The organism is Micromonospora lacuserhaii, from assembly GCF_036902735.1.
Lineage (GTDB): Bacteria > Actinomycetota > Actinomycetes > Mycobacteriales > Micromonosporaceae > Micromonospora.
The window spans coordinates 24,475-38,317 of the sequence record NZ_JBAKHO010000022.1 but is presented as its reverse complement, the minus strand read 5'-3'; the positions used below and the strand labels follow the sequence as shown (position 1 = coordinate 38,317).

The 13,843-nt window shown below is 73.8% G+C and carries 13 protein-coding genes; 7 read left to right on the top strand and 6 right to left on the bottom strand.

The genetic code is table 11. The annotated features are described in order from the left end of the window. Positions 1–46 precede the first annotated feature (46 nt). Complete coding sequence (locus tag V6U81_RS16150; RefSeq protein ID WP_334490229.1) at positions 47–1,024, bottom strand: helix-turn-helix domain-containing protein; 978 nt, start codon at positions 1,022–1,024, stop codon at positions 47–49. A 232-nt stretch (positions 1,025–1,256) separates the two neighbouring features. On the opposite strand from V6U81_RS16150, the gene V6U81_RS16145 reads away from it, so the two are divergent. Further along, entirely contained in the window at positions 1,257–2,555 is a 1,299-nt protein-coding gene (locus V6U81_RS16145) for an MFS transporter (RefSeq protein WP_334490226.1), read from the top strand. A gap of 90 nt (positions 2,556–2,645) precedes the next feature. Here the strand turns inward: V6U81_RS16145 and V6U81_RS16140 are convergent, their stop codons facing one another. After that, positions 2,646–2,888, bottom strand: coding sequence for a mycoredoxin (locus V6U81_RS16140; protein WP_334490224.1), 243 nt, complete (start codon positions 2,886–2,888; stop codon positions 2,646–2,648). Positions 2,889–2,979: 91 nt separating this feature from the next. On the opposite strand from V6U81_RS16140, the gene V6U81_RS16135 reads away from it, so the two are divergent. The 3 genes from V6U81_RS16135 (at position 2,980) to V6U81_RS16125 (ending at position 6,023) form a co-directional block, all read left to right on the top strand. After that, positions 2,980–5,145 (top strand): ATP-dependent DNA helicase UvrD2, encoded by a 2,166-nt coding sequence (locus V6U81_RS16135; RefSeq protein ID WP_334490220.1) that lies wholly within the window; start codon positions 2,980–2,982, stop codon positions 5,143–5,145. Between the two features lie 125 nt (positions 5,146–5,270). Continuing rightward, positions 5,271–5,525: a hypothetical protein gene (locus V6U81_RS16130; protein WP_334490215.1), complete on the top strand. Its 255-nt coding sequence runs from the start codon at positions 5,271–5,273 to the stop codon at positions 5,523–5,525. Between the two features lie 132 nt (positions 5,526–5,657). Further along, complete coding sequence (locus tag V6U81_RS16125) at positions 5,658–6,023, top strand: WhiB family transcriptional regulator (RefSeq protein ID WP_334490213.1); 366 nt, start codon at positions 5,658–5,660, stop codon at positions 6,021–6,023. Between the two features lie 304 nt (positions 6,024–6,327). Here the strand turns inward: V6U81_RS16125 and V6U81_RS16120 are convergent, their stop codons facing one another. The 3 genes from V6U81_RS16120 to V6U81_RS16110 form a co-directional block, all read right to left on the bottom strand. Beyond that, the gene (locus V6U81_RS16120; protein ID WP_334490209.1) at positions 6,328–7,659 is read right to left on the bottom strand and encodes an ABC1 kinase family protein; all 1,332 of its coding nucleotides are present in this window, start codon (positions 7,657–7,659) and stop codon (positions 6,328–6,330) included. 69 nt (positions 7,660–7,728) lie between these two features. Further along, the gene (locus V6U81_RS16115) at positions 7,729–8,796 is read right to left on the bottom strand and encodes a hypothetical protein (RefSeq protein WP_334490206.1); all 1,068 of its coding nucleotides are present in this window, start codon (positions 8,794–8,796) and stop codon (positions 7,729–7,731) included. 206 nt (positions 8,797–9,002) lie between these two features. Then, positions 9,003–9,173: a DUF5679 domain-containing protein gene (locus tag V6U81_RS16110; RefSeq protein ID WP_208869694.1), complete on the bottom strand. Its 171-nt coding sequence runs from the start codon at positions 9,171–9,173 to the stop codon at positions 9,003–9,005. A 510-nt stretch (positions 9,174–9,683) separates the two neighbouring features. On the opposite strand from V6U81_RS16110, the gene V6U81_RS16105 reads away from it, so the two are divergent. Then, a complete protein-coding gene (locus V6U81_RS16105) occupies positions 9,684–10,229 on the top strand; it encodes a M48 metallopeptidase family protein (protein WP_334490198.1) in 546 nt (181 codons plus the stop codon). Positions 10,230–10,475: 246 nt separating this feature from the next. Then, a complete protein-coding gene (locus V6U81_RS16100) occupies positions 10,476–11,078 on the top strand; it encodes a hypothetical protein (protein WP_334490196.1) in 603 nt (200 codons plus the stop codon). A 329-nt stretch (positions 11,079–11,407) separates the two neighbouring features. Here the strand turns inward: V6U81_RS16100 and V6U81_RS16095 are convergent, their stop codons facing one another. Continuing rightward, on the bottom strand, positions 11,408–12,700 hold the full coding sequence (locus V6U81_RS16095) for a zinc-dependent metalloprotease (protein WP_334490194.1): 1,293 nt from the start codon (positions 12,698–12,700) through the stop codon (positions 11,408–11,410). 113 nt (positions 12,701–12,813) lie between these two features. Between V6U81_RS16095 and V6U81_RS16090 the strand changes: the two genes are divergently transcribed. Beyond that, on the top strand, positions 12,814–13,827 hold the full coding sequence (locus V6U81_RS16090; protein ID WP_334490190.1) for a YlbL family protein: 1,014 nt from the start codon (positions 12,814–12,816) through the stop codon (positions 13,825–13,827). The last annotated feature ends 16 nt before the right edge of the window (positions 13,828–13,843 follow it).

Below are 13,843 nucleotides of genomic sequence, written 5' to 3'. Positions count from 1 at the left end.
GGGACGAGTGGCGGCTGCCCGGTCCCGACGGAGGATCTGACCTGGATCACCGTTCCGTCAGGCGCCCGGAGTGCCGCCGGCGCTGGGCCGGCGCCGCTGCCGGACCCGCGGCCGTGGTGGACGGGATCGCCGTGTCGGCCAGCCGTCCCGTCGCCGTGAAGAGCCAGGTAAGGGTGTCCGATGCGGAGAGCGCCGCCGAGCGTAGCCACTCGAACGCCACTTTATAGCGATTTACGGTGTTTACCTCGGTTGACATGGCGTCGATGAAGCCACCTTCGATCGCCAGCGTCTCCGGATCCTGGGGATCGGCGAACCGGTAGAGCGAGAAGGCCGTCGGCGGGAGGTAGAACTCGGCGATCCGGGTGTCCCGCAGCAGCAGGTGCAGCGTGACGTTGGGGAGCATGGCCAGTTCGCAGAGGCGGACGAGCTGGTCGTGCAGCACGTCCTGCGGGCCGGCGCGCTGGCCGAGCGCCGCCTCCGCCAGCACCGCCGTGTAGCGGGGGCCGTCCGCCCGGTCCAGCAGCGGCTGCCGGGCCAGCCGGGCCTGCACCTCGGTCTCCGGTTCCGCGACGCCGTCCGGCTCGCCGGCCTCGGCGGCGGCCAGGTTTGCCGAGACGATCCGCAGCCGCGCGTACCCGGGGGTCTGCAACAGCCCCGGCACCAGCACCGGGTTGTACTCGCGGATCTCGGCGCAGCCCGCCTCCAGCTCCGCCCAGCCGAGCTGCTGCTGGGTCATCACCGGGTACGACCGGCGCCAGGCGCGCATGTCGCCGGCCTCCTCGGTGATGCCGAGCAGCTCGTCGCGCAGCTCGCCCTCGGCGCCGTAGAGCTCCAGCAGGAGCGCCACGTCGTCCGGGTCGGGACGGCTGCGCCCGTTCTCCAGCCGGGACAGCTTCGACGCGGAGGCCCAACCGATCCGCTCGATCACCTGGTCGCCGGTGAGACCCGCCGCCTCTCGCAGGCGGCGCAGTTCGGTGCCGAGCCTGCGTCGGCGCAGGATCGGACTCGGTACGGCAGGAGGCACGGGTGTCCTCGTTTCACCTCGACCGCCGCGAGACGCGACGGTAACTGTATGAAATTCGCCCCCCACGGTCAGTATGGACGGCGCGACCGGTGCCGGTGGTTCCGGCGAGGGCGTGTCTTGCGACAAAAAGAGGACTGTGGAAGGTGCCGCCTGCCCCGGACGACGAGGTCCCCGGCCGGCCGCACCTCCCCCCGCGCCCGACCGGGCGCCACCCCCCGCCGGAGGGAACCCCATGCGCACCGTCCTGCGCCGCCCCGACTTCCGACTGCTCTTCGTCGCGCTGCTGGCCAGCATGGCCGCCGAGTCGATCCTGCTGCTGGCGCTCGCGATCTGGGTCAAGGACCTGACCGGCTCCGACGGGCTAGCCGGCGCGACCATCTTCGCGATCATCGCGCCGATGACCCTGGCCCCGCTGGTCGGCTGGGTGGTCGACCGCTACCCCCGCCGGCCCTTCTTCGTGGCCGCGAATCTCGGCACCGCCCTGCTGCTCACCCCGCTCTTCGCGGTGGCGGGCCGGGCCGACGTCTGGATCATCTACGTGGTGGCCGGGCTGTACGGGCTGTCGTATCTGACGCTCAGCGCGGCGCTCAGCGGCCTGATCCGGCAGTTGGTGCCCAGCGAGCTGCTGGCCGAGGCGAACGGCGCGCTGCAGACCGTCCGGCAGGGGCTGCGCCTGGGCGGCCCGCTCGCCGGCGCGGCGCTCTACGCTGCGGTCGGCGGCTGGCTGCTCGCCACGCTGGCGATGACCGGGTTCGTCATGGCCGCCGCCGTGGTCGGGCTGCTCCGGGTGAGCGAGCAGGAACCGCTGCCGGCCGCCCTGCGCTGGCCGGCCGAGCTGGGCGCCGGGCTGCGCCACCTGGCCGGCGAGCCGGCGCTGCGCCGGGCCCTGCTCGGCTACGGGCTGGGCTCGCTGGTGATGGGGTTCAGCGAGTCGCTGATCTTCGCGTACGTCGACCAGGGGCTGCACCGCGACGCCGCCTTCGTCGGGGTGCTGGTCACCGTGCAGGGGGTGGGCGGTCTGGTCGGCGGGCTGTTCTCACCCGCCGTGGTGCGCCGTACCGGTGAACTGGGGGCGCTCGCCGTCGGGGTGACCTTCTTCGGCCCCGCCGCGCTGGCGCTGTCCTGGCCGGATCTGCGGCTCGGGGTGCTGGCGCTGCTGCTGGCCGGGGTGTCGCTGCCGCTGACCATGGTCGGGCTGACCACCCTCATCCAGCGGCGTACCCCGCCGGCCCTGCTCGGCCGGGTCACCGCGGCGTCCGAGGCGCTGGTGAGCGGACCGCAGGCGGTCTCCATCGGCACCGGCGCGCTGCTGGTCGGCGTACTGGACTACCGGCTGCTCTTCCTCGTGGTCGGCGTGGTCACCACCGGCGCCGGCGCGTGGCTCTGGCGCGGCCGCGGCCTCTCCCCGCCCCTGCCCACCGCCGCCCGAACCCCGCTCCCCACCCCCATCCCGTCCCCCCGCCGCCCCCTCCCCGCCCCCGCCGTCGAGCACGAGGTTGTCGCCGCGACACGCCGGTCCCGGGGGCGATGACGCGCCGGTCGACGCAGCGGGGGCCGGGACGCGAAGAGCGGCCGGCCCTGGTGAGGGCGGCCGCTCTTCGGGTGGTGCGGGGCGGGTGGGTCAGCGGGGGATGCTGGCCAGGTGCTGCTTGACCTGGGTGATCGACGGGTTGGTGAGGGCGCTGCCGTCGTCGAAGCGCAGCGTCGGGACCGTCTGGTTGCCGCCGTTGACGCTCATCACGAACTCCGCGGCCTTCGGGTCCTGCTCGATGTCGACCACCTCGTACCCGATGCCCTCGCGGTCCAGCTGCGACTTCAGCCGGTGGCAGTAGCCGCACCACGGGGTGGAATACATCGTCAACATGGTCGGATCCTCCAAGGGTCGCTGCGCCGGGTCCCGGTTCAGGCCAGGCTAACCCGTGCAACATCAGCCGGAGCTGAGATGATTCCTCGCTGTGGTGGTTCACTCAGCGGCGGAACTCGTGCTCGCCGGGCTGGATCCGGAGCAGCGGTCAGCGGTGACCGCCCCGGCCGGCCCGGTCTGCATCCTGGCCGGCGCCGGCACCGGTAAGACCCGCGCGGTGACCTCCCGGATCGCCCACCGCGCCCTGACCGGCGAGATCTCCGCCCGGCACGTGCTGGCGGTCACCTTCACCGCCCGGGCCGCCGCCGAGATGCGGGCCCGTCTCACCGTGCTCGGGGCGCAGGGCGTGCAGGCACGCACGTTCCACGCCGCCGCGCTGCGCCAGGTGCGCTACTTCGCGCCCCGGCTGCTGGAGGGGCGCGCCATGCCCGAGCTGCTGGACAGCAAGGTCCGGGTGGTCACCCTGGCCGCCGCCAAGGTGGGCCTGCGGGCCGACCGGGCCGCCGCCCGTGACCTGGCCGGCGAGATCGAGTGGGCCAAGTCGTCGCTGGTCGAGCCGGGGGAGTACGTGGTCGCCGCGGCCAAGGCGCTGCGCGAGACGCCGCACGACCCGGCCAAGGTGGCCGAGGTCTTCGCCGCGTACGAGCGGCTCAAGCGGTCCAGCGGAGTGATCGACTTCGAGGACATGCTGCGCGCCGCCGTCTGGGGCATCGAGGAGCACCGGGACGTCGCCGAGCAGGTCCGCGGCCAGTACCGGCACTTCGTCGTCGACGAGTACCAGGACGTCAACCCGTTGCAGCAGCGGCTGCTGGAGGCGTGGCTCGGTGGCCGGGACGACCTCACCGTGGTCGGCGACGCCAGCCAGACCATCTACTCGTTCACCGGGGCCACCTCGTCGTACCTGGTCGACTTCCCGCGCCGGTACCGGGGCGCGACGGTGGTCCGGCTGGTCCGCGACTACCGCTCCACCCCGCAGGTGGTCGGGCTGGCCAACGCGGTGATCAGCCAGGCCCGGGGCGCCGAGGCCCGGCTCCGGTTGGAGCTGCACGGGCAGCGCCCGCCCGGCCCCGAGCCGGAGCTGCGGATCTTCACCGACGAGCCGGCCGAGGCGAACGCCGTCGCGGCCCGCTGCCGGACCCTGATCGACGGGGGCACCCCGGCGAAGGAGATCGCCGTGCTGTTCCGGATCAACGCACAGTCCGAGGCGTACGAGAAGGCGCTCACCGAGGCCGGCGTGCCGTACGTGGTGCAGGGCGCGGAGCGCTTCTTCGAGCGGGCCGAGGTGCGCCAGGCGATGGTCGCGCTCCGCGCCGCCACCCGCTCGATCCCGGGGGAGACCCCGCTGCCGACCGCCGTGCGGGAGGCGCTCACGGCCGTCGGCTGGGCGCCGGACGCCCCGCCGCCCGGGGGCGCCGCCCGGGAGCGCTGGGAAGCGCTCGCCGCGCTGGTCCAGCTCGCCGAGGAGTACGCGGCCACGCCGGAGGTCCTCCCGATCGGCGAGGCGGCGTCGGTGGAGCGCCCGGTCACCCTGTCGGACTTCAACGAGGAGCTGGCCCGCCGCGCCACCCAGCAGCACGTGCCCACGGTCGACGGGGTGACGCTGGCGTCGCTGCACTCGGCCAAGGGCCTGGAGTGGGACGCGGTCTTCCTGGTCGGGCTCTCCGAGGGCACGCTGCCCACCTCGTACGCCCGCACCCCGGAGCAGGTGGAGGAGGAGCGCCGGCTGCTCTACGTCGGGGTGACCCGGGCCCGGGAGTGGCTCTGGCTGTCGTACGCCTCGGCCCGCTCGCCGGGCGGTCGGGCCCGGCGGCCGTCGCGCTTCCTGCCTCAGTTGGACCGCTCGGGCGGTGGCGAGCGGGCCGGCGCGAGCGCGGCGAAACGCACCGCCCCCCGGCGGCCGGCCACCCAGGTGGTCTCCTGTCGGATCTGCGGCGCGACCCTGCTCGCCGGCCCGGACCGCAAGCTCGGCCGCTGCCCGACCTGCCCGTCCGACATCGACGAGGCCCTGTACGAGCGGCTGCGCGACTGGCGGGCCCGGGTGGCCGGCGCGCAGAAGGTTCCGGCGTACGTGGTCTTCACCGACGCCACCCTCACCGCGCTGGCCGAACGGCGCCCGGGCCGGGTCGAGGAGCTGATCGCGATCGCCGGGATCGGCCCCCGCAAGCTCGGCCTCTACGGGGACGCGGTGCTGGCCCTGGTGGGTGGCGCGGCGGTGGACGAGATCTGCCCGGAGAAAACTTTCGAAATCTCGTCGTAAATTCGTTTGCCCTCGCCCCCGGGCGAGGAATAGCCTCAGGACACACCTGAGGGAGCGGCGCCATTTCGGCTGCTCACAGGGGTTAAGTCCGAGTCGGCACGAGGAACGTGAGGGAGGTGGCACCCGTGGAGATCTTCACCTATGAGCGTCCGGCGGCGATGCCAGCTGCCTGCGCTCCGCTGTCGGCTGTTCGGGTGGTCCTTGCTGCCACGCGACCGTCGGTTCCGCAGGTGCACCAGGTCCAGGTTCAGGCCGAGCTGAACCTGACCGTCGCGCCGACCGGAGTCGAGGCCACCAGTGGCTTCACGGGCATGGGCATCGGCGGCGCCAAGAAGCGGCTGGATGTCCGCGGCGTTCCACCTCGAGGGAGACCGGTCTGATTACCAGACCACCGGCTCACCTCGAGGCCGCGGAACCCGTACACCGGGATCCGCGGCCTCAGTTTTTTGTCCCGCCCTAGTACGTCGGAAATGCGATCCACAAGATCGAAGTGAGAGAGAGGTGACCGGGCGATGAGTCTGGCGTTGGCCCCGCTCGACGTGAGCGTCGAGGTGGAGGCGAACCTGCCCTGCCGGAAGTTCGACCCCGACCTGTGGTTCTCCGACCAGCCCGCCGAGCTGGAGTTGGCCAAGTCGCTCTGCGGGGACTGCCCGCTGCGCGTCGAGTGCCTCGCCGGTGCGGTGGAGCGGGCCGAGCCCTGGGGCGTCTGGGGCGGCGAGATCTTCGAGCGTGGCGCGGTCGTCCCGCGCAAGCGGCCCCGTGGCCGTCCGCGCAAGGAGGACCTCGCCCGTGACGCCGAGCTTCGGGTCGAGGCCGAGGCGCGACTGGTGGCCAGTGGTGTGGCCAGCTCGCGCTGCGCGGTCCGACTGGCAGCCTGACAACTTCCCGATCCAACCGTCCCCGCCGGTGTCCACCGGCCGCGAGAAAGCTGAAACCCATGTTGGTTCTTCCGAACGGAACTGAGATGCAACTACTCCACGAAGCGTTGTCCCGGGCTCGAATGCGCCGGCCTCAGGCCGGTCGTACCACCACGAGCACTGAGGCGCACCGTTCCGCCCTTACCGTCGCGATGAAGTCCCGGGGCCAGTCGGCCCGCGACCTGGGCATTCTCTAGATCCCTACCGATACGCGGGGGCGGTGACCGGAATCCGGTCACCGCCCCCGCGGCGTTGTTCGGGCCGGTCAGGCCACCGGCGCGAAGCCGGGCAGCCAGCGTTCCAGGATCCCGCGGTACGGCGCCTTCGCCTCCAACTGGCAGAGCACCCCGATCGACCCCAGCGTCACCCGGTGGATCATCAGGTACGACGGGGGCAGGTTGAGCTGACGGCTGAGCTGGTAGGTCGGCGACTTCGGGCTGGCCAGCCGGGCCGCCTCGGAGCGCAGCCAGGCCCGGGTGAAGCGGAATTCCTCGGCGGCGATCGGTTCCAGCATCGGACGGAGGAAGTCGAGCACCGCCTGGGCGTCGATCGGCTCGGTGGGGCTGACGAAGCCCTCCTCCCGCAGGCCGGCCACCACCTCGTCCGCGTCGCCACGCAGCGCCAGCCCGGCGATTCGACCGATCGGCTCGGGGGTGCCCTCGGGCATCCGGGCCACCGCGCCGAAGTCGATCACGCCGAGCCGGCCGTCCGGCAGCAACCGGAAGTTGCCCGGGTGCGGGTCGGCGTGCAGCAGCCCGGCCCGGGGTGGCGCCGACAGGTGCAGGGTGGCCATCAGCCGCCCGGCCGCGTCCCGCTGCTCCTCGGTGCCCTCCCGGATGATGTCGGCCAGCGGCGTCCCCTCGATCCACTCGGTGACCAGCACCCGGGGCGAGGCGGAGAGCACCGCCGGGATGAAGATCTCCGGGTCGTCGGCGTACGCGGCGGCGAAGGCGCGCTGCGACTCGGCCTCCAGCTCGTAGTCCAGCTCCTCGGTGATCCGCTCCCGCAGCTCCACCAGGAGCGGCTTGACGTCCAGGCCGGGCTGGATCGCGCGGAACATCCCGCCGAGCCGGGAAAGCTGCTTGAGGTCGGAGAGCAGGGCCTCGCCCGCGCCCGGGTACTGGATCTTGACGGCCGCCGTCCGGCTCTCGCCGGTCTCCGGGTCGCGCCAGACCGCCCGGTGCACCTGGCCGATGCTCGCCGCCGCGGCCGGGGTGTCGTTGAACTCCACGAACCGGTCCCGCCAGTCCGGCCCGAGCTGCTCGGCCAGCACCTTGTGCACGGACGCGACGGGCAGCGGCGGTGCGGCCTCCTGGAGCTTGGTCAACGCCTGCCGGTAGGGCGCGGCGATCTCGTCGGGCAGCGCCGCCTCGAAGACCGACAGCGCCTGCCCGAACTTCATCGCACCGCCCTTGAGCTGCCCGAGCACGCTGAACAGCTGCTCGGCGGTGCGTTGCTGGATCTCGGCGGAGATCACGTCGGAGGCGAGCCCGGTGACGCGCTTACCCATGCCGAGGACGGTCCGCCCGGCGAAGCCGAGCGGCAGAGCGGCGAGCTTGGCGGTCCGGGACACGGCCCGGCGCGGGATGTCGGTCACCCGGCCATTGTTACCGACGCGAGGGTGCCGCTGCTGCTCTCAGGCCGGGCTCGACCCAGGCTTCCCCCCTCAGCGCCGCCCGCCGGAGCAACCGCAGGAGGAGTGCGGGGGCCAGACCCGTCGGCGGAACCGGCCGGCCGAGCCGACCTCCACCGCGCAGCCGAGCGTCTCCGGGGTGGCGCCGTCGAGGTGGGCCAGCGCCTCCGCAACCGCGTAGCCGACGGCGGCCAGCAAGGTGGCCGTGGCGCACGCCTGGTCGGCCGGATCCGCCGCGAGCTGAGCGGCGAGCGCCGGCCAGGCCGGGTCCCGGTCGACCCGGTGCAGGTCCAGGCAGTGCAGGCAGGGCCCGACCGGCGGCCGGACCAGCGGCCCGATCACCGGTACGCCCTCGCGCAGGCCGAGCAGCAGGTGCGGTTGGCGACGCTGGGCATGACCGGCGGCGAGCAGGGCGGCCGGGCGGTCCGTGCCGAGGTGGATCACCAGCTCCACCCGGCCCCGCCCGGGCGGGCGGGTCCGCGTACCGGGGGCGACGCGGTCGATCGCGGCCCGGACGGCGGCCGCCAGCGGCCGCCCGACGTCGACCGCCGCCAGGCCGGTGCCGACCAGGTCGGCGGCGCGGACCGGGCCGGTCAGCTCGGGGGCCACCTGTCCCACCCCGGCCTGAGCCAGCGCGACGGCGACGGGTGCGCCGAGCCGGCCGGCGCCGGTCACCGTCACCCGGGCGGCCCGCCGCCGGCGCAGCACCTGGGCCGGAGTGCCGGGCAGCGCGGGCGCCGTCAGGGCGAGCGCCCCGGCCTCCGCGGCGAGCCGGGCCCGCGCCGGGCCGGCCAGGTCGCGCGGAAGCAGCGTGTGTGCAGGTACGACCAGCCCGGCCGCGCGGAGCGTGTCGAGCAGGCCGCGGGCGGCCTCCGGGCCGATCTCGGCACGCGCCGCCTGGGCCAGCACGCCTCGTTCGCTGCGGCTGCCGTCGAGCAGGTCGAGCAGTCGGGCGGCGCGCGGATCGGCCACCTCCAGCAGGACGGCGCGGCCCGGTTCCAGGCCGAGCTGGAGGGTGTGCCGGTCCCGCCAGAGCCGGGCCAGCCCGGGCAGCAGGGTCGGGCGGGGCGGCGCGGCGGGAAGCGACGGCGTACGGCTCATGACGACGAATCGTGACCGAATCCCTGCTCTCCGTCGATCGTTGTCCACAGGTGCGCCGTCGGCTGTCCCGCGTTCTCCACAGGAAAACGCGGGTTATCCACAGCCCGTCGACGGCGGTGTCGCGCAGCCGACAGGGCGGTTCGCCCCGGACGTGAACGGGGGAGGGGTGGCCAGTCTGGCCACCCCTCCCCCGAAGTCCGAACGGGTCAGACCTTCGCCTTGCCCAGGATGCGGTTCACTGTTGTGCCGCATACCGGGCACTTGCCCTTCGCCATGTTCATACCGGTCTTCGAGACCTCGATGTGCCCCTCGAAGTCCCGCTTCTCCTTGCACTTCACGCAGTAACCGTTGTAGGTCGTCTGGGCCTGGTCGGCCACGATAGCCCTCCTCGTCTCGTCCGCCGGGCACGTCAGCCTGGCGGGTCTCCCTGCGGCGGGCCACGCGGGGCGCCGGCGCTGGGCCTTCTCCGCGGCCACCCACGTGACCGCTGGTTGGCGGACCCTACCCAGCTCTGGGCAGTTCCATGTCAGCTGTGCATCGACACTGTGAGGAAGTCGACGTCGAGAGTGTGCATCCCGAAATAGGCGGGATAAGTGAGTTTGCCGGGGACACGCCGCATGAAGCCGTTCAGACGACCCCGAGCGGGGGTCGAGCGGCGTCCGAGCGGGAGATCACCTACGGTGGTCTGGTAAGCGAACGGATGCTCGCCCGATCGCCACGAAGGGTGATCGGGCCTGGCCCGCATGGTCACCCGCAGTTTTTTTCGGACGCCCCACGACCAACCACCACTTTCCGGGCGCGTGTCAGGGTGTTGACTCTTGCGGACCCCTGGTCAGTACGCATTAGCTTTCCCTCGTGGCAGGAAAGCACGGCTGCGCGGCCCACTGATGGCAGCGCAGCGGAAGCCGGTCGTCGAGGTACGGCGCAGTCAGCGCCGGCGACGCACGGTGTCCGCCTACCGCGACGGCGAACGGGTCGTGGTGCTCATCCCGGACCAGTTCTCCCGCGCCGAGGAGAGCGAGTGGGTCGACCGCATGCTGGCCCGGCTCGCCGCCCGAGAGGGGCGGCTGGCCCGCTCCGACACCGAGCTGCTCGACCGCGCCCAGCGCCTGATCGACCTGTATCTCGCCGAGCACGGCCGCGAGGCCCTGCCGAGCAGCGTCCGGTGGGTCACCAACCAGAACGGCCGCTGGGGCTCCTGCACCCCGGCCGACCGCACCATCCGGATCTCGCACCGCCTCCAGGACATGCCCGACTGGGTGCTCGACTACGTCCTGCTGCACGAGCTGGCCCACCTCATCGTGCCCAGCCACAACGCCCGGTTCTGGGCGCTGGTCGGTCGGTACCCGAAGACCGAGCGGGCCCGCGGCTACCTGGAGGGCGTCGCCGCCGCCTCCGCCGTCCCGGTCCCCGCTGAGCCGGCCCTCGGCTGACCCGGCCCTGGGGCTGGCCCGGTCCCCGGCTGGCCCGGTCCTCCGCTGGCCCGTCCTCCGCTGGCCCGGTCCTCCGCTGGCCCGGCCCTTGGCTGGGCCAGCCTTCGGCTAAGCCGGTCCCCGACTGGCCCGGCCTCGGCTTGGCCGGGCCCCGTGCGTCCTGCGGCGCTGCCGCCCTCCGCCGGGCGGCGCGTCGCGCGGGGCGGGCCGCGCCGGTGGGCGGGGCGGCGCACTAGGGTCGGGGGCGTGGCTCGACGTGTGGTGGTGGCGTTGCTCGGCCCGGTGGCCTGGTCGCCGCCGGGCATCGACCCCGTGCGCTGGCGGACGGCGTTGGCCGAGGACGTGGTCGACCTGCTCGCCACACTCAGCGAGGTGGAGACGGCGGTGGCGGTGACCCCGGCCGACCGGTGGCTCGCCGACGCGGTGGTCTGGCCGGGAACCGCCGTCCACGAGGTGGCCGAGCCGACCGTCAACGCCGTGCTGGCCGCCCTGACCGGTCACGACCAGGCGGCGGTCGTCGCCGCCGACGCCCCGGACCTGCCCGGGCTCACCCTCGGCAAGCTGCTCCGGCCGCTCACCACCCGGCCCGTCGCGGTCGCGCCGGTCGAGGGCGCCGGCCCCGGGCTGCTGGGGGTGGCCGTCCGGCTCCCGGCGCCCGCCTGGCTGCCGCCGGTCGACCTGGACGCCGGGCTGCCCGCGGACGTCCGCCGCGCGGCCCCGGAACCGGGCGACGTCGCGGTGACGGCTCCCTGGCGGCGGCTGCGCGGGCCGGCCGACCTGGCCGCCCTCAACCCGGCCGTCGAGGGCTGGGAGGCCACCCGCGCCCTACTCTCCCCCCACCCCCACTGACCGCCGCCCACCCCGACCAGCCCTCCGACCCGGCGCCCGGGGGACCCCAGCAGGCGCGCAACCCCGCGCGATCTTGCACTTCCGGCCCCTCTTTTGCGGCTTTTGCGCCCTGTGTCGGGGCCGAAACTGCAAGATCGACGGGGACGGGGACGGCGACGGGGACGGGGACGGGGACGGGGACGGGGACGGGGACGGGGACGGGGACGGGGACGGGGACGGGGACGGGCGCCGCGATGGCTGCTGCTGCGGGTAGGGCTGGCGGAGCGGGGGGTGGGCAGACCGCCGGCCGGGCCGCGGGTGCTGCGCGGGCCCGGCCGGGGTGGGGTACGTCAGGACTTGTCGGGGTCGTCCGGGCCGGGCTGGGCGTCGCCGCCCGGCGCCTGCTCCTCCGGGCCGCCCGGGGCGGTGAAGTCGAAGTTGGCCAGCTCGTCGTCCAGGTCGGCGCGGGCGGTGGCGAACGCCACCGGGTCGGCGAAGTCCTCGTCCGAGGGGAGCAGGTCCGGGTGGCCCCAGATCGCGTCCCGGCCGGCGATGCCCCGGTGCTCGGTGAGTGCCGCCCAGAGCGCGGACGCCTCGCGCAGCCGGCGGGGCCGCAGCTCCAGGCCGACCAGGGCGGCGAAGGTCTGCTCAGCGGGGCCGCCGGCCGCCCGGCGACGCCGGAACGCCTCGCCGAGGCGTACCACGTTGGGCAGCCGGTCGGCGGCGGCGTTGTCGACCACGTGGCAGACCCAGCCCTCGACCAGCGCCAGCACCGTCTCGAGTCGGGCCAGTGAGGCCTTCTGCGCCGGGGTGTCCTCCGGCGTGAAGATGCCCTCCAGGGCGATCGCCTGCATCGACTCCGGGTCGGTCGGGTCGACCCGGCCCATCGCCTCCTCGATCGCCTCCCGGTTGACCCGGATGCCCGAGGCGTAGTTCTCCACCGCGGTCAGCACGTGCCCGCGCAGCCACGGGACGTGCTCGAAGAGCCGCTGGTGGGCCGCCTCGCGCAGGGCCACGTAGAGACGGACCTCGTCCTCGGGCAGCTCCAGGCCCTCGCCGTACACCCGGATGTTGGCCGGGATGAGCGCGGCCGTGCCGGCCGGCCCCAGCGGCAGGCCGATGTCGCCGGCGGAGAGCACCTCCGCGGCGAGCTGACCGAGCGCCTGGCCAAGCTGGCCGCCGAAGAGCGCCCCGCCCAGGGTGGCGACCATCGACTGCATCGGGCCGAGCTGGGCGCGCGCCTCCGGCGGCACCAGGTCACCCATCGCGTTGACCATGCGGCTGGCCACCGGGTCGCAGAGCTTGCGCCAGACGTCCAGCGTCTTGTAGATCCACTCGTTGCGGTTCCAGGCCACCGAGGTGCGAATGCCGGTGGGCCAGGCCGACGCCGGCTCCAGCCAGAGGTCGGCCAGGCGCAGCGCCTCCTCGACGGCGTGCCGCTCGTAGGGCGACGCCATCGGGTCGCCGGTGGCGGCGAGCTGACTGGCGGCCACCTGCCGGGCCAGGTCCCAGTTCACCGGCCCGCTGCCCGGCGCGGAGAGCAGGTGCTGCAACTGCGACATGAACTGCTGCATCTGCGCGGGATCGTTGGGGTCTGGTGGTTGCCCACCCGGAAGCGCGAAACCGAACGGAATATCAGGCACGGGGTCTACGGTACGCGCGCCGCACCCCAGGTCGCCGCCGTCGGCGTTGCGCTGAGGGCGAAGTCGGCGTCGGCCCGCCGGTGCGCCGGGCCCCGATCGGTACGCTCTGCCGCATGAGACGTCGCGGCGTGACCGTCCTCCTCGGTGCTCTGCTCACCACCCTGCTGAGCATCGGCGTGCTCGGCGCGCCCATCCCGTACGTGGTGCTCGGCCCCGGGCCGACGGTCAACACCCTGGGCACCTCGGACGGCAAGGAGGTCATCCAGGTCACCGGCCGGTCGACGTCCACCTCCGCCGGTCAGCTGCGGATGACCACGGTCGGCGTGCAGCCGACGGTCAAGCTGCGGGCGGCACTGGCCGGCTGGTTCTCGAAGGACGAGGCGGTGGTGCCGCGCGAGCTGGTCTACCCGCCCGGGGAGAGCCAGGAGGAGGTGGAGAAGCGCAACGCCGAGGACTTCGAGAACTCGCAGACCAGCGCCGAGACCGCCGCGCTCGTGGAACTGGGGTACCCGGTGCAGGTGGTGGCGAAGGAGGTGGCCACCGACGGCCCGGCCAACGGGTTGCTCAAGGCGGGTGACGTGATCACCGACGTCGACGGGACGAAGGTGACCACCGCGACCAAGCTGGTCGAGCTGGTCCGGGGCAAGCCGGCCGGCACCGCGCTGAAGATCGGCTACACCCGCGACGGCGTGCCCGGCACCGCCACGGTCACCAGCCGCGAGCAGGACGGCCGGCCGCGGATCGGGCTGGTGCCCGAGCAGCGGCAGCCGCACCCCTTCACCCTCCGGATCGACCTGAACAACATCGGCGGCCCGAGCGCCGGGCTGATGTTCGCCCTCGGCATCGTCGACAAGCTCGAACCGGCCGACCTGACCGGCGGGAAGGTCATCGCCGGCACCGGCACCATCGACGACGAGGGCCGGGTCGGCCCGATCGGCGGCATCGCCCAGAAGCTCGTCGGAGCGAAGAAGGCCGGCGCCAAGGTCTTCCTGGTTCCGGCGGACAACTGCGCCGAGGCGGTCCGCAACCCGCAGCCCGACCTGCCGTTGTTGAAGGTCGGCTCGCTGGACGAGGCGCTGACCGCGCTGGAGACGTTGCGCGCCGGGGGACAGCCGACCCGGTGCTGACCGGGCCCTTCCGGCC

Coding starts and splice junctions, on each gene's coding strand:
- V6U81_RS16145 (WP_334490226.1), top strand. CDS start 1,257: ATGCGCACCGTCCTGCGCCGCCCCGACTTCCGACTGCTCTTCGTCGCG.
- V6U81_RS16140 (WP_334490224.1), bottom strand. CDS start 2,888: ATGTTGACGATGTATTCCACCCCGTGGTGCGGCTACTGCCACCGGCTG.
- V6U81_RS16125 (WP_334490213.1), top strand. CDS start 5,658: ATGAGTCTGGCGTTGGCCCCGCTCGACGTGAGCGTCGAGGTGGAGGCG.
- V6U81_RS16115 (WP_334490206.1), bottom strand. CDS start 8,796: ATGAGCCGTACGCCGTCGCTTCCCGCCGCGCCGCCCCGCCCGACCCTG.
- V6U81_RS16105 (WP_334490198.1), top strand. CDS start 9,684: ATGGCAGCGCAGCGGAAGCCGGTCGTCGAGGTACGGCGCAGTCAGCGC.
- V6U81_RS16090 (WP_334490190.1), top strand. CDS start 12,814: ATGAGACGTCGCGGCGTGACCGTCCTCCTCGGTGCTCTGCTCACCACC.